At 32.3% G+C, this 18435-nt stretch carries 15 protein-coding genes; 12 read left to right on the plus strand and 3 right to left on the minus strand.

Features of this window, described 5'->3' with window-relative positions; all coding sequences use genetic code 11:
• Positions 1–26: 26 nt before the first annotated feature.
• Positions 27–1250, plus strand: coding sequence for a cytochrome P450 family protein (locus ERL59_RS13505; RefSeq protein ID WP_160646754.1), 1224 nt, complete (start codon positions 27–29; stop codon positions 1248–1250).
• 142 nt (positions 1251–1392) lie between these two features.
• On the opposite strand, the gene ERL59_RS13510 is transcribed toward ERL59_RS13505, so the two are convergent.
• Positions 1393–1959, minus strand: a complete 567-nt coding sequence (locus ERL59_RS13510) for an isochorismatase family protein (RefSeq protein ID WP_201763564.1) — start codon at positions 1957–1959, stop codon at positions 1393–1395.
• 303 nt (positions 1960–2262) lie between these two features.
• Between ERL59_RS13510 and ERL59_RS13515 the strand changes: the two genes are divergently transcribed.
• From ERL59_RS13515 to ERL59_RS13550, 8 genes are all read left to right on the plus strand, one after another.
• Complete coding sequence (locus ERL59_RS13515) at positions 2263–3300, plus strand: class I SAM-dependent methyltransferase (protein WP_201763565.1); 1038 nt, start codon at positions 2263–2265, stop codon at positions 3298–3300.
• Positions 3301–3331: 31 nt separating this feature from the next.
• On the plus strand, positions 3332–4525 hold the full coding sequence (locus ERL59_RS13520) for a M24 family metallopeptidase (protein ID WP_160646755.1): 1194 nt from the start codon (positions 3332–3334) through the stop codon (positions 4523–4525).
• A 483-nt stretch (positions 4526–5008) separates the two neighbouring features.
• The gene (locus ERL59_RS13525) at positions 5009–6574 is read left to right on the plus strand and encodes a DNRLRE domain-containing protein (RefSeq protein WP_160646756.1); all 1566 of its coding nucleotides are present in this window, start codon (positions 5009–5011) and stop codon (positions 6572–6574) included.
• A 103-nt stretch (positions 6575–6677) separates the two neighbouring features.
• Positions 6678–7247, plus strand: coding sequence for a hypothetical protein (locus ERL59_RS13530; RefSeq protein ID WP_160646757.1), 570 nt, complete (start codon positions 6678–6680; stop codon positions 7245–7247).
• Positions 7248–7256: 9 nt separating this feature from the next.
• Entirely contained in the window at positions 7257–7622 is a 366-nt protein-coding gene (locus ERL59_RS13535) for a hypothetical protein (protein WP_160646758.1), read from the plus strand.
• A 47-nt stretch (positions 7623–7669) separates the two neighbouring features.
• The gene (locus tag ERL59_RS13540; protein ID WP_160646759.1) at positions 7670–9064 is read left to right on the plus strand and encodes a hypothetical protein; all 1395 of its coding nucleotides are present in this window, start codon (positions 7670–7672) and stop codon (positions 9062–9064) included.
• Between the two features lie 15 nt (positions 9065–9079).
• Positions 9080–9421, plus strand: a complete 342-nt coding sequence (locus ERL59_RS13545) for a hypothetical protein (protein ID WP_160646760.1) — start codon at positions 9080–9082, stop codon at positions 9419–9421.
• A gap of 126 nt (positions 9422–9547) precedes the next feature.
• Positions 9548–10738 carry a cytochrome P450 gene (locus ERL59_RS13550; RefSeq protein WP_160646761.1) on the plus strand — a complete coding sequence of 397 codons (1191 nt, stop codon included), beginning with the start codon at positions 9548–9550 and terminating at the stop codon, positions 10736–10738.
• Between the two features lie 127 nt (positions 10739–10865).
• Here ERL59_RS13550 and ytvI read toward each other — a convergent pair whose 3' ends face one another.
• Positions 10866–11963 (minus strand): sporulation integral membrane protein YtvI, encoded by a 1098-nt coding sequence (gene ytvI / locus ERL59_RS13555; protein ID WP_160646762.1) that lies wholly within the window; start codon positions 11961–11963, stop codon positions 10866–10868.
• A gap of 174 nt (positions 11964–12137) precedes the next feature.
• Here ytvI and ERL59_RS13560 point away from each other — a divergent pair, with 174 nt between their 5' ends.
• Entirely contained in the window at positions 12138–12515 is a 378-nt protein-coding gene (locus ERL59_RS13560) for an ATPase (RefSeq protein WP_160646763.1), read from the plus strand.
• 220 nt (positions 12516–12735) lie between these two features.
• Entirely contained in the window at positions 12736–15078 is a 2343-nt protein-coding gene (locus tag ERL59_RS13565) for a sensor histidine kinase (RefSeq protein WP_160646764.1), read from the plus strand.
• 59 nt (positions 15079–15137) lie between these two features.
• Here ERL59_RS13565 and ERL59_RS13570 read toward each other — a convergent pair whose 3' ends face one another.
• Positions 15138–17768, minus strand: a complete 2631-nt coding sequence (locus ERL59_RS13570; RefSeq protein WP_160646765.1) for a phosphoenolpyruvate synthase — start codon at positions 17766–17768, stop codon at positions 15138–15140.
• Positions 17769–18064: 296 nt separating this feature from the next.
• Here ERL59_RS13570 and gatC point away from each other — a divergent pair, with 296 nt between their 5' ends.
• A complete protein-coding gene (gatC, locus tag ERL59_RS13575) occupies positions 18065–18352 on the plus strand; it encodes an Asp-tRNA(Asn)/Glu-tRNA(Gln) amidotransferase subunit GatC (RefSeq protein WP_160646766.1) in 288 nt (95 codons plus the stop codon).
• Positions 18353–18435: the final 83 nt, after the last annotated feature.

Here is an 18435-nt window from a genome sequence, read left to right on the forward strand (position 1 = left end):
AATATGACTTGGGAGGAACTATATTTATGGAAAAAGTTGTTTTTGATCTTTACTCACCAGAATATCAGGAGAATCCGTATCCAACACTATCTTATTTTAGAGAACAGGATGAACGTATCCACGAATTTACGATTAAAAGAGGTACAAACGAAGTAAAGAGCTGGTTGGTAACACGATATAATGATGTTGTAACCCTAATGAAAGATGAGAGAATTACAAAAGATATTTTAAATGTGATGTCTAAAAACGAAATACAACAGCAAAATTATATTGAAGAATACGAATTTTTTATTAACAATATGTTGTTTAATGATCCTCCTGATCATGGGCGATTACGTTCTTTAGTACATAAAGTTTTTTTTCCACGTATGATAGAAGGTTTGAGAACAAGAATTGAAGAAATCTCTACAAATCTTCTCGATCAGCTGGAAACAAAAACAAATGTAGATCTAATGGAAGATTATGCAGTTCCCTTGCCTATTATAGTTATTTCAGAAATGATGGGGATTCCTGAAAAAGATCGCAACCAGTTCAGAATCTGGTCAAACGCATCTACTAGTGTGGCAAACGGAGATGAGGAGATAGAGAAGCTTAACTCCTATATAAAAGACTTTATTCATTATCTTGAAACGATCATAGAAGAAAGAAAACAGTCTCCTCAAGACGATATTATTAGCGGTCTAGTAATGGCTCAGGAAGATGGACAAAAACTCTCTAAAAAAGAGCTTCTTTCTATGCTTTTTCTTCTAATTGTCGCAGGTCATGAAACAACTGTGAATTTGATAGGAAATGGCATGTTAGCTCTACTCCAACATCCTGAACAACTTGATAAATTGAGAAAACATCCTGAACTTGTAGGCAGAGCAGTGGAAGAGTTATTACGATTTACCAATCCTGTTGAATTTGCAACATCTCGCTATGCTTTAGAGGATTTTACTCTTTATGGAAAAGAGATTAAAAAGGGTGATATGATATTTTTAAGTCTTGCTGCAGCCAACCGTGATCCAAAACATTTTGAAAATCCAGAAAAACTTGATATTACTAGAGAAGAAAACAAACATATTGCTTTTGGTTTTGGGATGCACTATTGTTTAGGAGCACCACTAGCTCGTCTGGAAAGTCAAATAGCATTTCAAGCTTTAATTCAACGTTATCCTAACATTAAACTGAATGTGAACGAAAAAGAACTCAAGTGGCGACATTCTGAAATTTTCAGAGGACTTACAGAACTACCAGTTAAGCTTAGATAATATCTTAATCTAACAAAATTCTGTATTTATTAAATATAAATAAATAGTAATCATTATTAAATTTTTAAATAAAATTAACACCGTCTAAAATTATAGATGGTGTTAATATAATTATGAAACAATAAGTTCATTTTAATTGCAACTAACGATAACGATCATGTGTTGGAGTAAACAAATCTTCTTGTGCACTTCTTACAAGTGAAAAGTGATCAATATTGTAATGACCATGAAGTATCTCATTATGATGATGAATGATTTGATCCGCAGATAAAGTAGATGTATCACTTGTCGAGTGTCCATCCTTAACTAATGTGACATCAAAATGGTTTATTGTTGCGCTCCTTACAGCGGTGTCAATACAATGTTCTGTTTTGCAACCCATGATTACTAAGTGTTTGACATGATTTCCATGTAAATAACTTTTTAATTTCGTACCATAGAATGCATTGGTTGCCTTTTTATCAAATATTTTGGAGTTTTCTGGTATATTGATATTTTGATGGATTTGAAACCCTTCTCCTTTGCCTTTACTAACATCTAAATCTCTAACAAAAATAACTAAAGCTTTTGATTTTAAAGCTTTTTCAACAACTAAGTTAATGTTGTTCACTAATTTTTCTTTCATAAAAACAGTGTTTTGATTTTGATTGCCATCAATTAATTCTTGTTGGGCATCAATGACTAATAAAGCTTGGTTTTTAATAATCAAAACACTCCTTTTCTAATGTTATTAAATTATTCTCTGTAACACCCCGCTATTTTTATAAATCATAAAACCGCCTCCTTTCTTTGTAGTTAACTTAACAAAATGGATAAGAAAATACAAATAAAGTTAATCATACAGTTGGTATAAATAGTGCATTTTAATTAAAACACATGTACAGATGTATATGGCTTTAGTCACTTAAGAAAGATGAATTCATAATGACTTAGGAAAAAGGTTTAAATTAGAGGAAATACATAAATGTTGATGAATATAATATAACAATGAATAAAAATTGGGGGGATTTCGTTGGAAAATACAGTGGTTTTTCCGTATAGCGAACATGATTTTAATAAAACTGAGTTAGCTCCAAGCTATAGAGTTGAATTAAGAGACCCAAGGAATGAAAAACTGGACAAATTTATCAAAGCGAATGTTGTAAGTGATTGGTCTGAATTAAACTGGGAAAAGATTGGCAAGCCGTATATTGTAAATAAGATGTCTGTAGATCGCCTGAATTGGGAAAAAGAGAACAAACAGGACATGTCAGTGAAAACTTCTTGGGAATTTTTTAACCGTTCCTTTCATGAATGGTTTATAAAGGATGTTCCTAGTGAAATGTCAGAAAAAAAGAAAGCGTTCACAAAGAGTTTGTCTAAATTTAACACGAAGGATGTAAAAACGGCATTAGGTGACATCGTCAAGTTAAACTTATGGAATTATGTACACCGCGTTCAAGATGGCATCTGGGATCCACGTGGAAAACGTGCTTTATTTGAAGGATTGGATGTAAAAAAGCCCCGTATTTTATTTTTAGGTGCTGCTGAAGGTTATGAAGCCATGCAATTAGCAGCTATGTATCCTGGTGCGGAAGTCGTTCTGGTAGATTATGATGAATATTGCAAAACACACCGATTTGAAGAATTTCCAACTTCATACCCATTCCTAGGTGAAAATCCTTCAACAGGCAGTGCTAAAGTTTGGTATAAAGATGAAATGAACATTGAGTACGAAGTTGAAGATATTCGAAATCTAAACTATGGAAAAGAATTTGATATAGTTTTAAGTGTAGGTTTGTTAGAACATGCACCAGATGAGTATAAGTCTGAAATGCTAGATATGCACCGACGATTTTTAAAACCAGGAGGATATGTCATCATGACGACACCTCGCAATCAAATTCGTTCTAGAATATATTACAACATTATGGCGGATGTAATGAATCATATGTACAGAGAATTGATGGATATACGCCAGATGGGGTTATATGTATATGAAGCAGGTTTTGATATAATAAGACATGGATTTATAAAAGTTCATAACGGAATTATAGCTCAAGTGAGATAATCAATTGTACATAACAGAGGAGATATTATAAATGTCACAATATACAACTAGGCAAAATAAGCTGCAACAAAAGTTAAAAGATAATCAATTAGATGGTTTTTTAGTTACTCAAAATGTAGATATTTTTTATTTAACAGGGTCTATGCAAACAGGATATTTGTTTATCCCAGTAAAAGGAGAAGCAGTTTTTTATGTGCGTAGAAGTGTTCAACGAGCTCAAGAAGAAAGTTCTTGTATCGTGAAAGCTTTAGGATCTTTTCGAAATTTTGGAGAAACACTAAAAACTGACTTCCCACAAGTTTTCGAATCTAAACATGAGCCTATATTAGCAACAGAATTTGATGTGCTTCCAATCCAAATATTTAATAGAATACAATCGATTATGCCTCATGTAAAATGGAACGATGGCTCAGTGTTTATTAGAGAGATTCGAATGATTAAATCTCCTGATGAAATTTCAAAAATTAAAATTGCTGCGAATGCTGTAAATCAAGCATTGGAAACTGCTTTAGGTAAACTGAAGGTAGGTATAAGTGAAGTGGAGTGGATGAGTGAGATTGAATACTCTCTTCGTTTACAAGGACATGTTGGATTAATGAGGATGAGAGGATTTAATCAAGAGCTTGTTACTGGCATGGTAGCTGCTGGTATTTCAGCAGCAAAACCAACTTACTTTGATGGACCAGCTGGGGGAGAGGGACTAAGTCCAGCAAGTCCTCAGGGTTCAGGGAAAAACATTATAGAAAAAAATGTTCCGATTTTGGTAGATTTAGGCTGTTGTATTGATGGTTATGTTATTGATCAAACTCGAACAGTTGTAATTGGAGAGTTATCAGAGGAATTAGTTAATGCCTATCAAACTTCTGAACAAATTCTGAAATCCACCGAAACTTTGTTAAAACCAGGTACGATTTGTGAGGACTTATATTTTAATGCTGTTAGACTTGCTGAGGAAGCAAAATTACATGAACATTTTATGGGATATGGAGCAGATCAAGTAAAATTTTTAGGGCATGGTATAGGATTGGAAATTGATGAATACCCTGTACTTGCAAAAGGGTTTAAATATGAACTTCAACCTGGCATGGTCATTGCAGTTGAACCCAAATTCACGTTTCCTGAAAGTGGTGTTGTAGGAATAGAAGATACATACCTTATCACAGAAGATGGTTTTGAGAAATTATCAATTACTAGAGATGGGGTTATTCGTATTAGAGAGAATTGATAATGAAAGATTAAATCTTTTATACTATTTTTAATTATTTATGAATAAATCATATAACTTAATGAAGATGGTAGAGCCTGTAGTAAGGGCTCTATTTAGTTCATGATAATTAGTTTTTCACTATGGTAAAACAGTTTTCACTTTCTAGGAAAAATTTAACATTAATTGATAATGAAATAGGTTGAGACTAACAAAACTCCTTTACGATATGATTGTTGATTATAAATTAACAATAAATTTTATGGGAGGTATTTTTAGATGAATTCAGTTTTGTATCGAAAAAGCGCCATGATTTTACTCACTTTTATTATTTTGGTTTAACAATAATCCAATAACAGCAACTTTTGATCTTTAAATCTATCAAATCCAACATAGATATTTTACATTAAATTAATAAAGTGCTGGATTTATTTTAACAATACTCCTATAATATAAAAAATATTACCATTAAACAACAATACTTAATTATTGGGAGGAACTGTAATGTCTTTTGTTTTTAATAAAAAGAACTTCATTATTTTACTAGCTACCATTATTACGTTATCTTTATTTATTTCTTGGAAATCTATCAATGAAACGGATGCCGCAACCACTTCATTTCGATTTGTGGTCATGGGTGATAGCAGAGGGTCCAGTGATGGTATTAATGAAACAACATTACGATCTTTATTAACAGAGGTTGAATCATTGTCTACTCAACCGGAGTTTATATTTTTCACAGGTGATCAAGTAATGGGAGGGTCAGATGTAGCTCAGGAATTATCCGATTGGAACGATTTAGTAGATGATTATTTTCCATTAAATAAGGTATATCCTGCACTTGGAAATCACGAAGATGATGAGACAATATTTAGTAATTCTTTGACTCACCTTCCTGCAAATCAATTAGAAGGGTACCAGAGGACATCTTATTATTTTGATTTCGGAAATGCTAGATTTATAACTTTAAATTCTAATCGCAAAGATAGAGGGAACTATGTGATTGACTCTACTCAACGTGCGTGGTTAGAGAGTATTCTTGAAAACAGTGGGAAAACACATCACTTTGTTCAATTTCATGTTCCAGCATATCCAATTGGAGCACATTATGGAAAGTCCCTTGATGCTAATCGTGAGCAAAGAGATGCACTTTGGGATATATTTGATGAATACAATGTAACAGCTGTTATGACAGGACACGAACACAACTATAACCGACGTGAAATAGATAGTTCTTTTAATGCAAATGGTTATCGATTTGAGAATAGTATTTATCAAGTGACGATAGGTGGAGCTGGAGCACCTTTATCAACTATAAATCGTGATTCACAGAATGTTGATATAGGTCCAATAGCAAGTTATCACTATATGGTAGTTGATGTAGTAGATGAGATTGCCAAATTCAACCTATATGATGTGAATAGCAATTTAATAGATTCTTTTGAGGTTGAACGAAGTTCTGACTCAACACAACCTTCAACTACTACGATAGATTTTCAAAATGGTGTGTATCCAACTTCAGCATATGAAGGTACGTCTGATAGTTATCTTTCTGAGAATGATTCTACTGTAAACTTTGGTTCTGAAAGAACATTACTCATTGATGGAGATGATCCATCAAGAACTGGAAAAAATAAATATGCGATTTTGAAGTGGGATGTTTCAGATATTCCTGCAAACAAATCAGTTATTTCTGCTAATATTACTTTGGATGTAACTGATGCTAGTTCAAGCTCATATGAGATATATGAATTGAAACGTGATTGGTATGAAGCAGAAGTATCTTGGGAACAAAATACTAATGGTTCAAATTGGGAACAATTTGGTGCAGATAGTCTATCAGATCGTGGTTCAACAGTATTAGGTGTTATTACGACTAATACTACTGGGACATATACAGTTGAATTAAATGTAGACGGTATTTCAGTTGTTCAATCTTGGATTGATGATTCATCCTTAAATAATGGATTGATGATAGCAAATTCAAGCAATACTAACGGTCTTGATATTAGCTCTAGTGAAGCAGTAAATTCAACTCTACGTCCTAAACTTACTATTATTTATGAGTAGTATTGTCAGATAGAGATATTCGTAGTGTACAGGTAGGTCCATTGGCAATTTATAAATAAAATACAATTTAAACTAGAATTATAGGAGGTTGGTTAAAACCATAATGAAGCCGATAATTTCAGCACGTGATTTGGCGGTAACGCAAGCTGGTTTTGCTGCCCTTCTTTTTATACTTATGCCTATATTACATTGGGTAGATGATAGTCAATATAAATGGTTATCCATTTTTCATGGTGTAGGTGCAACACTTACCGTGCTGGCTAGCTGTTATATGTTACATTTAATATACCCTCTATTAAGAGGAAAGGCTGGCACAGTTAAACGGTTAAAATTTATCTTGTGGTTAGTTAATATTTTAACCTTAGCCTCCATTATCACAGCTAACTGGTTGTATATAGGATACCGGGCACCTGATGGGGCTAGGCAGTGGTTTATTTACCATCACCCTTCTATTCATTTAATATTGATGGAATATAAAGAATTTGTAGCGTTATTTCCTCTACCTTTAGGAATAGGGGCGTTATGGATCTTACATCGATTTGGGAAACAGATGGAACAATCAACGAATACAACCATTTCTTCGGTGATCGCAATTTTATTAACATTAATGTGGGTTTGTTTAATCATAGGATTTGTTTTTGGACTTGCAATGGTGAAAATAAAAGGAGTTTAGGTGAGATATATGATCAAACAAAGAAAAACTGGAGAAATTTTGGCTGTGCTTATATCTATTTTTTTAGGTTTTTCTGCATTAATTACTAGTCATATATGGAGTATTACTAATCCTGCTACTGCTAATTATGTTTTGTTAAAAATTGGTTCTTGGCTGCCTGGCTGGTGGGGAATTGGTACATATGCAGGAAAAGAAATGATTGGTCTTATATTTTGGATTGTAAGTTGGATTGTATTACACTTCATATTAAAAAACATACAAATTTCATTAAAAAAATGGTTGGCAGTTTTTATGTTTAGTATATTTACTTTATTAATAATTACTTGGCCACCTATTTATCATGCAATTTGGGGCTGGCTGCCTACAAAACCTTAACAAGAACCTGCACTAAGAGGATGACATTCAGCAGGAGGCTATTATTTATGTCTGTTCAAAATAAATATAAATTGAGTTTTTCTATAACTTTTGTTGTAATCGTTTTACTGAGTTCATTTTGGATGACTTCTATACCGTCTTCAGGATTTTTAAATTTTGAGGAAAATCAATCCATTCAGTTTGAGTTTGGGTATATTAGGCCATCTAATGAATCTAAGAATTTGGAGGAAATTTTTGAAAGTATAAAAGATGTAACCTATTTTGCAGGAGCAGATCGATTATCAAATAACGATAATGGAACTAACTTATCTAACTTCTATCCTTTTTTTGATGACTTATCAACGGAACTTTCATTTAATGAAAAATATACTTACTTACCTTATGATATGACTGGTAAATATGGTAGAAGTGTATATGCTATAGATTATGCAAATGCAAAAATGTTATTTCTACGTGGAGATGAGTTAATTAGTCAAAATGCAGCCTCATATCAAATAGAGTGGCTTAAATCTATGATTGAAACAAGTGATCAACTTTATCACATTATTTTTATCAATGAAGTACCACAATCTCCATGGTTTTGGGATGTGATGGATGAGTTACAAATAAATTTAGTGATAACAGAAAATGAATTGTACTCTCCTTCATCATTAGTTGTTCAAGAGCCATCTGATTGGGCATCTGCATTTGTAGATCATTGGGACGTATGGAATTTCAGTTCAAATTCTAACATTCAAACCCTTTTATTTGATGCTGTTGATGTAGAATTGACCGTAACAGCATTAGACCTATCAGGTGAAGCATTTGATCAAATGAGTCAGAATCTCTCACTTTTTCAATATGATGAGTTTGTTCAGACAAATACAATGATACCAATTCAATCTTTATGGCGATATCATCAAGGTTCTGATCAAATCAGGTCTACTATACCTGAAGGTTATGATATAACAGGTGAGAATCCAATTACTGAACGTTATCAAATCCCATCTGATGATTGGCGTAGTCAAGATTATGATGATTCCAATTGGAATGTTGGCAAAGGTCCATTTGGACATATGAATCAAAAAATACCATTAAGCATAAATCAAAAATTACCAAAATTAAACGATTCTGTAACTTATTATTTCAGAAAGACATTTGATTTACTAGAGGATCCATTACAAATTGATCATTTATTTTTGTATATGACGTTTGAGGATGGTTATGTTGTTTATTTAAATGGAGAAGAGATTAGTCGTGATGGTATGAAAGTAGGTTTGACCACTCACAACACATTAGCTCAACCCAATGAAACTTATATCTATGAGGAAAAAGAAATCACAAATCATAGAGATAAGTTAGTAGTTGGAAAAAATACGTTAACCGTTGAAGTTCATCGTAGCCATCCTAAATCATCAAATTTCATTTTTGATCTTAGTTTAATCTATGAAAAAAATAAATGAATGAGGATATAAACCATGAAAATGAAAATATGTATGATGATGTTATGTATCATGATGTTGCAGGGCTGTGGAAATCAATCATCCCAATATCAATTGATAGCATCAATTCAATTTACTAACCAACACCTTATGATTGATAATGGAGATTCTTTTGTTTGGGAGAATTCTCTCATTACAATAAATGACGAATATACTTATGAAATGGAATATATTCCTAGAGGTAAAACAAGTATTCCATATCAAATGTTCTATAACGAAAAAGGGGAAGTATATCAACCTAGTATACTAAAGGTTCGTAATGTAGACATTAATGTACCTAAGTTTGATGGAAAGAATGATGCTGTATTTACCTGGTAATAGTGATTATTATATTTTATAGCAATACCAACCATTAAGTGGTAAAATTTCATTTACTTTCATAACTTAAATAGAGTAGAATTTAAGGTAATAAATTCTAAAATTTATTTTTAAGGAGAATGGTAAATGGAGAATACAGGGGAAGAACAAATGAAAGAAGGTCAGATAAGACTAGACAAATGGGATCCGTTTGAATGGTATAAACAGAAAAGGGAAAATGAACCTATTTATTTTGATGAAAAGTCAGGTCAGTGGAACGCTTTTTTATATGATGATGTCAGTTACATATTAAGTAATTATGAACAATTTTCATCTGCAAGATATCAAGCTGAGGAAAGGGATCCTTTTGGAAATAGTCTTCTTTTTATTGATCCTCCAAAACATAAACAGATGAGAGATTTAGTAAATAAATCTTTTACTCCTAAAGTCATGCGTTCATGGGAACCTCGTATTGAATATATATCAGACACATTAATTGAAGATATGATTGAGAAAACAACGATAGAGCTGGTAAATGACTTTTCTATGCCATTACCTGTCATTGTTATTGCAAATATGCTGGGAGTCCCTACTGAGGAATTACATCTGTTCAAAAAATGGTCAGATCAAATGGTTGAAGGAGACTATAATGCATCTGAAGAAGAGATCAAAATAACAAGAGAAAAATATGTAAACACGATGAAAGAGTTATTCCATTACTTTTCCGAAATTATAAATCATAAGAAAAACCATTTACAGGAGGATATCATCTCAATACTACTTCAAGCAGAAGTGGACGGTAAAAAGGTCTCAGATGAAGAATTAATTGGTTTTTGTATTTTACTACTAGTTGCAGGAAATGAAACGACAACTAATTTGATTACAAACGCTGTATATACCCTTTTAGATGAACAGGATAGTTTTTATAAATTAAAACAGAATCTACAATTGTTACCTTCAGCAATAGAAGAGGTCTTACGTCATAGGTCACCCATACAATCTATGAATCGTAAGGTTAAAAAAGACATGGAGTTTAGAGGAGTTCAGCTAAAAGAAGGGGATTTGATTAATGCTTTTATTGGTTCAGCTAATCGTGATGAGTCAAAATTTCTTCAAGCTGATCAGTTTATGATAGATAGAGATCCAAATCACCATATAGCGTTTGGTAGTGGAATTCATTTTTGTTTAGGTGCACCATTAGCTAGAATGGAAGCTCGGATAGCTTTGAAAAAACTAATCGAAAGTTTTCCTAATATGCATTTTTCAGATGATATGGAAATACAACCGATAAATAGTATGGTTGTATACGGTTTAAAGAAATTACCAATTCAAAAATAATAATGGATGTTTTTAAAAAATCATCATTGCAGTAAGGAGCAATGGTGATGATTTTTATTTATCCAATAAAAAATCCCTACTTATAACATAAAGTGTTTAGTAGGGGATTAAATATAAGTGGAATACCTTACTGTTCTTTTGGATGAAATTCTTCCTCAGGAAGACGAATCCAATTCTGCAAATATCCTTGAACGTATAACTCCTTAATTAAAATGGTAAGGATTGGGGCAAGAATCAAACCTGCAATACCAAACAGTGATAAAGAAATGATCATAAAAGTAAGCATCGTAAATGCAGATACTCCAAGAGAATCACCCACAATTTTAGGTTCTAAAATCTGTCTTAATCCAATGACTACTGCCCATACAACAGTTAATTTGATAGCTAAACTTATATTACCAACGATGAACAAATAAATCACCCACGGTAAAAAAACAGTAGAGACGCCTAGTAAAGGCAATAAATCAAATACAGCTGCTAACAAGGAAACAGAAAAAGCATTGTTTACCCCAAAGATTAACAAAGAAATAAATATAACAACAAAGGTAAGACTAATTAATTTAAATTGAGCTTTAATGTAACTCACAATTCCTTTTAGTACATAATCTTTTAAAAAGTAAAACGCTGACTTAAATGTATTTGGTGTTTTTTCTTTAGCTATGGATTTCCAGTCTGCAATCTCCACACTTAAAAAATAAGCTAATATTAAACCAATAAAAAAGTTTACTATAAATGTTGAAAATGAAGAAAGTATGGACGTGAGATTAGTTAAAAACCATGTAGCAAAATCAGCTCCATATTTAGTAAGAGTAGATGCGTAACTTTTAATTTGATCCGTGACATTATCCGGAAGAGTTTGATATTCTGAGCTAATAAATTCAACTTGTGCAATAATTTCTTTTTGAATAATGGCTTGATATTCAGTAATTTTACTTGTTAAGGCAGTAATCTGATTGATAAACAATGCCCCTCCACCAATAAAAGCTCCCAAAACGACTAAAATAAATAAAAGCATGGACAATGCAGTAGCAATTGATTTTTTTATCCCTTTACGGTTAAGAAAACGTGCAAAAGGTTCAATGATAAGGAAAATAAAAAAGGAGAAAAAAACTGGTGCAGCTATTTTGTACATATAACTAAATACCCACATTGTTAAAAAAACAGTTAGCACAACTAGTCCAATATCAATAGCTGTTTTGTAATACTTTCTATAGAAGGAAATCATACATCAACCTCATATTTCATATATTTTTAAAAATCTTACATAGATTATACTGAATTTCATTTATTTTCTCAAACATAAGGTGAATTGGACATGACTATTAATTTTTAGTAACATAATAGAATAAATATGTACAATTAACTTTAACGTATAAAAAGATAGGTGGGAGGAAGGAAAATGTTTCGATTAGGACAAAAAGTAGTGATAGTAGAAGATAAATTTGAGCAAAACCTTCCCGTAGGATCATATGGATATATCATAGCAGTTGATAAAAATCCTGATAATGCATTTGACTTTGTGCTGCGTGTACCGAAATCTGGGAAACATATCTATGTTCCTGCATGTGATATAGAAACGGAAGAAGTATTATTAAGAAGAGAAGCTGAGAAAGTCGAAAGAGAAGCTTTGATAGATTTTGCACTAGCCACAAAAAATGAAGAATTGTTCATTAAAGTGATGAATGGGGATCATATAGAACCAACAGATGAGTCCAAGGAAAATACATTAAACCACGATGAATTTTTGAAACAAGTCCATTTAAAAGCTTGGATATAATAGAAGCCTTTTTTAAAATATATGATATTGAGTGGTAAATTTAACTTATTTAATAGACCTCCTTTTCAAGGATGGTCTATTTTTTTAAAATAATGGAGATTGACGACTGTTAATATACAATCTCTTTTTATTTTGGTAAAATGCAGTTGTAATAGTTTCCAAAAATTAAAATTAAAGGGTTTCTTAACTTAATAAAATCATGGTATAAGGGGATATTTTTATGAAAAATGTTTTAAAGGGAAGTTTATTATTCATTTTATTCATCTCTTTATTGTGGTGCCTAATTATAACTTTCAGATATCCTTTTATTGGAGTAGAAGTAGAGCAAAATGAACAGCATCATTGGATTGTAAAAACAATATATGAAACGGGTGCAAGTGTTAAATCTGATCTTGAAGTTGGAGATCGAATTTTAAAAGTAAATAATCAGGCTGCAGATCGTTTTCCAACTATAAAAAATTTTAATTCAATAGAACAAGCTCATAGGATCACCGTACTAAATGTAAATGATGCTTCAGTTTCAGAGATCATTTTTGATAAAAATACGATTGTTGTAGATGACGTAACAGCGCTTTTAGCTGGGCTAATCTGTTTATCCTTGGCTATTTTGATATTTTTAAAGGCTAGTATATCACAGTCAGCTCGCATGTTAGCCTATTTTTTTCTATCAGCAGCCATCATCTGGTTTAGTTTTGGTGCCTATATTAGAGAAGATTTGATTGGAGGCTATTTAATTACAACCTTTATGATGGTTTTGCAGGTAGTATTTCTACATTTTTTGTTCGTGTTTTTTAAAGAAAAAGGGAATATAACACTGCCAAGCAAAATATTAAATTTTTTGTATACGATCATCATCGTGGTAGCTTTGATTAAACTCGTAGAATTCCTTCCTTCCTTATCTTTCATAGCCTCACCTTTAAATGTTGTATTTACATTATTATTTTTTACCATCGCTTTTTTGATAAACATATCCTTTTTAACATATGTTTATTTGAAATATTGTAAGGATAAAACACATTTTACAGCAATCATTAAAAGTGTATGGGTTTGTTTGATTGTATCCTTTTCTCCTTTAATCTTATTATCTATACTCCCACAATTATTAACAGGTAAAGTTATTATTGACTATATTTATTCAAGTTTGTTTTTACTCTTACTCCCTATCTTTTTTGCATATTTGATCGCATCTAATCAAATATTCGACATCGGTTTAGTTTTGCGGCGTTTTTTATTTTCAATTTTGTTAGGTCTCTTGCCAAGTGGTTTATTTACAGGGTTTTATGCTTTAATATTTTATGAAGAAATAGCTGTAAAACCCATTTTATTTTTGTTTTTATCTTCTTTAGTTTTGGTATCTTGGATTTTATACGCAACAGAGTACTATACGACAAAAATGGAAAAATTCATTTTCCCAAAAAAATATTATTTGCAGTCTATGTTAAAAAAGGTATCCCAAAGACTGGGTTCTATTTCAAGCTTTCGAGAATTGAAAGATATGATATTAGTAGATATAACTGGAACGTTGGAAGTTTTTGGTGGAGCGATTCTATTTAAATATGAGGATGAGAAGATAGAAATGGTATATGAAGGAGAAATAAATATTACAGAAGTTGAAAGGTTGTTACATTCACCTGCACTTTTCGAACATTCTTCATATACATGCCTAGAGATAAACCACCATGAAGAATATAAGAGTTATTTAATTTTGACAAGGAAGAAAAACAATACATTACTCGGTAAAGAAGAAATTCAATGGTTAAAACTGATTACTACTTATCTCGCTGTTAGTTTGGAGAATATTCATTTAATCCGTAAATTAACACAAAAACTAGAGAAATTCGCCTTTAATCTTCCAACGAATCAGGAAGCTAAAGAAATTCAATGGTTCCGTAAAATTATGTTTGAGTTGCAAGAGGAGGAAAGGGTACGCATTGCTTCTGATCTTCACGACACAACCATGCAGGATTTGTTTTTTTTAAAGAGAAGGTTTGTTTCCATAGCAGAAAAGTATGTGATGAGTCCAGAGGATCAGAAACAGTTAGATAGTATGATTGAATTTATAGAGATGATCAATGTAAATCTTCGTCAAAGTTGTTTTGAATTGAGTCCATATTTATTAAAGGATATAGGTCTTATTAAAACAATACAAACCATGTTGGATAAAGAAGAATACAATTGTGAATTTGATTTGTTCTTTTATGCTGAATCTGATTCCATGATAGAGTCAACAGATTTACAAACTAAAACTCATATTTTCAGAATCATTCAGGAACTGCTAAACAATGCTAAAAAACATTCTAAGGCTTCCAAAGTATCTTTTAGTTTAAGTGTAAGAGATCAACTTATTATCCTGAAGTATGAAGATGATGGCGTTGGAATAGAAAGCCATTTTAAAACGGAGAAAAATTTGGGATATGGAGAGTCAAATGGTATAGGAATGGAACAAATGAACGGGCGAGTTATGTTACTTAACGGAACTTTGGAAATAGATACTTCAGCAGATGGTGTGATAATTAATATTTGTGTTCCCTTAAAGGTGAATTCACAGATAGTAAATTCATAAATTCACTCTCTATCCATTTTAAATATAAAATATTCTAATCATTTCATACTTTCATGTATTTATTCATCACTTAAAATTTCAACAAAACCTTGATTTCCATCTACACGAATCAATTGTCCGTCTTTCAGTTTTTTAGTCGCATCATCAAGTCCCACAACTGCAGGAATTCCGTATTCTCTAGCAACAACTGAACCGTGAGTCATCAGCCCTCCGACTTCAGTAACTAGTGCTCTAGCTGATTGGAATAATGGAGTCCATCCTGGGTCTGTATGAGGAGCAACGAGTATTTCCCCTTCATTAAGCATAGCTGTCTCAGGACTTAAGATAATGCGAGCTTTTCCTTCAATCACACCTGCAGAAGCAGGGCTTCCCACTAGTGCATTTTTAGGGAAATCACCTTGTTTTGGAGAACCTGTAATAATTTCACCTTCACTTGTCATCACACGAGGCGGCTTCAATTTTTGATGATATTCATAAGTTTCTTTTCGATCTGATATACTTTGAGATTTATTTTGTTTATACTCACCTTCAAGCACTTCAATGAGCTCATCAAGTGAAAGGAAGTAAACATCCTTTCTTTCTTGTAATACCCCTTTTTTTACTAATACTTCTGCTTCAGAGAGAATCGCTTTTTTACATTCATCTAGAAAAGATACAAACATGTATTTATGATGTTCTCTTAATCCAGCCAAATGATGGTACAACTCAAGCTGACGTTTCACAAGTTTTGTCTTGAAACGATTGTGTTTTACACAATTGATTATTTTTTGAGCTGCTTCTTGAGATTCGAGTTCTCCTAGAGTGAATTTTTCTCTGTGTTCTCCAGATTTTACACTTCTCATGTGTCCTAAAATCGCAGGAATTAGTTGTGTTGGAGCCTCACGCCAGCGGGGTTTTGTCAAATCGATTTCACCAGGGCATCGCATTCCGTATTTTGATATAAATAGTTCAAACGCATGTTTAAAGCGTTCACCACCATCTACGCTGTTCAGTCCTTCATAAAATGTTTGATCCTTTGCATTTTTAAGGTATTCTTCTACTTTTGGAAGTTCACGAACCAAATCGGCTAAATCTCCAATTTGTAATCCCATTTCACTTGTTACATTGCCAGGCAGTGATTTGTTTAATTTTTGAAATTCTTTATCATCTCCTATCCAACGAATATACAACTTTCTTAAAAATATGGTTGAAAATAAGAAGGGAAGAATATTTTTAGGAATAACATTTTCCAATATATTAGGACCTAGAGTATTTAAATGAAACTGTACTTTTTTTAACCGATCAACACCTATTGAATTATCGAGATCTTGACGGATCTCATTCAGTTTAGTTTCCAAATAAGCTTCAATTTGATCTTTAACTAATTTGGGATCGGATTTTCTATAATTTTTCCATCCTTCTTTTAATATAGGACCAACAAACTTACGAATGTCCTTGAAAAGTCCTGGTTTAGGAGGAACATCAACAATCTCATCTCGTTGAATGATTTCTTTTATGGCACGACTAATGTTTTCATCCACATTATTTAATATTTTAGGCAGGAATCTTCGTCCTAGTTTATGACGAAGAATTTCTGTTGGATCAAAATATATACGTCCACCTGTTTCTAAGATAACATTTCCACCCCCTTTAAATAAGGTACGAATGACAGAAAGACCTAACGGCTTTATCGCATCTGTCATTACTTGAATATGACCGAAGGATATTAAAACTCGTAAAGGCTCTTGTTCAATGTTCGGAAGAGGATACAGCGAAGTAACTGGTCGACTTTGTACAATGAATATTTCATCATTTTCAAAACAAAACTCAATGTCTTGAGGAGATTCAAAATGATCTTCAATTTGTTTCCCTATTTTAGCCAAACTCAAAATTTGACTATCTATCATCGCTTGTTTGGTTTGTTGTTCTAGAGTTAATTCTTTTTTTACTGTACCTCCTTTGGAAAGTGAGAAAATAGCTAATTTCTTATCAGAAATGTTCTTTTCAATAATAATGTCCTCTTTCACTTTGTATAAATCAGCAGAAACAATTCCAGAAACAAGTGCCTCCCCCAAACCAAAACTAGCATCAATGGATACGACCTTTCTATTGCCTTTTATAGGATCAGCTGTAAACATAATGCCAGATATATTAGGATTCACCATTCGTTGTACAACAACAGATAGGTAAACTTCACGATGATTGAATCCATTTTTTGATCGATATGAAATAGCTCGGTCCGTAAATAATGATGCCCAGCATTGTCTAATATGCTGAAGAAGTTGTTCTTTTCCTTTAATATTTAGGTAAGTATCATGCTGTCCCGCAAATGAAGCAGTGGGCAAATCCTCTGCTGTTGCACTGGAACGAACAGCATAAGCATATTGTTTACCCACAGATTCCCATGCATGAATAATTTTATTTTTCAACTTTATTGGTATAGCTAAATGTTGTAGATGAGTACGAATACGTTTTCCAAGCTCTCGCAATTGATTTAAATCGTTTGAGTCTAGGTCATTTAGTTCATCTAAAAGAGATTCTATTTGTGAACTTGTAGCGATAAAATCTTTATAAGCATAGGTTGTTACACAAAATCCTCCAGGGACTGGAAATCCTGCTTTACTTAATTCTCCTAAGTTTGCCCCTTTTCCTCCTACATATAAAAGGCTAGTACGATTAATCTCATTGAAAAATAAAACATGTGGCCGCATATAATAAGTTTCTCCTTTCTATGAATGAGTGACTTAAATAATAAGAAAGAGAAAGTATTTACGTTATCTATTGGTAAATATATTATAACACTTTATAAATTAGAAATATGAAATGCTTTGCTTCATTTGATTGTATAAATACATCATTTTGAAACGTCTCAAATTAAGAGGGGTTGTTACATTGTTTGTTTTAATGGGAAGTCTGTTCTTGTTTGTATACTTGGAAAGGATTGAGTTAAAAAAATAAGTAAGCTATAATGATGTAATGACTTAAAGTAGGGATAGGGAGGATTTATATGAGCATATCTATCAAAGACGTGGAGCACGTGGCTAAATTAGCTCGTCTTGATTTAAACGAAAAAGAAAAAAATCAATTTACAAAACAATTGAATGCTATATTACAGTATGCTGAGAAATTGAATGAATTAGATACGGACAACATTCAACCTACAACACATGTATTAGAACTTACAAATGTGATGCGCGAGGATGAGACACGTGAATCTTTACCACTTAAAAAAGTATTTCTCAATGCACCAGAAGAAGAAGATGGTCAAATTAGAGTGCCTGCGGTACTCGAATAAAATATATAAATTTACGTTCAAAAAGTTTAGTTGATCAAAGTGGACTTTATATGAACATCTTTTATAAACAAAAGGTTCAATTT

This window comes from Chengkuizengella marina (assembly GCF_009910845.1).
Classification (GTDB): Bacteria; Bacillota; Bacilli; order Paenibacillales; family KCTC-33759; genus Chengkuizengella; species Chengkuizengella marina.

Coding starts and splice junctions, on each gene's coding strand:
- ERL59_RS13530 (WP_160646757.1), top strand. CDS start 6,678: ATGAAGCCGATAATTTCAGCACGTGATTTGGCGGTAACGCAAGCTGGT.
- ERL59_RS13565 (WP_160646764.1), top strand. CDS start 12,736: ATGAAAAATGTTTTAAAGGGAAGTTTATTATTCATTTTATTCATCTCT.
- ERL59_RS13535 (WP_160646758.1), top strand. CDS start 7,257: ATGATCAAACAAAGAAAAACTGGAGAAATTTTGGCTGTGCTTATATCT.
- ytvI (WP_160646762.1), bottom strand. CDS start 11,963: ATGATTTCCTTCTATAGAAAGTATTACAAAACAGCTATTGATATTGGA.
- ERL59_RS13525 (WP_160646756.1), top strand. CDS start 5,009: ATGTCTTTTGTTTTTAATAAAAAGAACTTCATTATTTTACTAGCTACC.
- ERL59_RS13545 (WP_160646760.1), top strand. CDS start 9,080: ATGAAAATGAAAATATGTATGATGATGTTATGTATCATGATGTTGCAG.
- ERL59_RS13520 (WP_160646755.1), top strand. CDS start 3,332: ATGTCACAATATACAACTAGGCAAAATAAGCTGCAACAAAAGTTAAAA.
- ERL59_RS13505 (WP_160646754.1), top strand. CDS start 27: ATGGAAAAAGTTGTTTTTGATCTTTACTCACCAGAATATCAGGAGAAT.
- gatC (WP_160646766.1), top strand. CDS start 18,065: ATGAGCATATCTATCAAAGACGTGGAGCACGTGGCTAAATTAGCTCGT.
- ERL59_RS13560 (WP_160646763.1), top strand. CDS start 12,138: ATGTTTCGATTAGGACAAAAAGTAGTGATAGTAGAAGATAAATTTGAG.
- ERL59_RS13550 (WP_160646761.1), top strand. CDS start 9,548: ATGGAGAATACAGGGGAAGAACAAATGAAAGAAGGTCAGATAAGACTA.
- ERL59_RS13540 (WP_160646759.1), top strand. CDS start 7,670: ATGTCTGTTCAAAATAAATATAAATTGAGTTTTTCTATAACTTTTGTT.
- ERL59_RS13570 (WP_160646765.1), bottom strand. CDS start 17,768: ATGCGGCCACATGTTTTATTTTTCAATGAGATTAATCGTACTAGCCTT.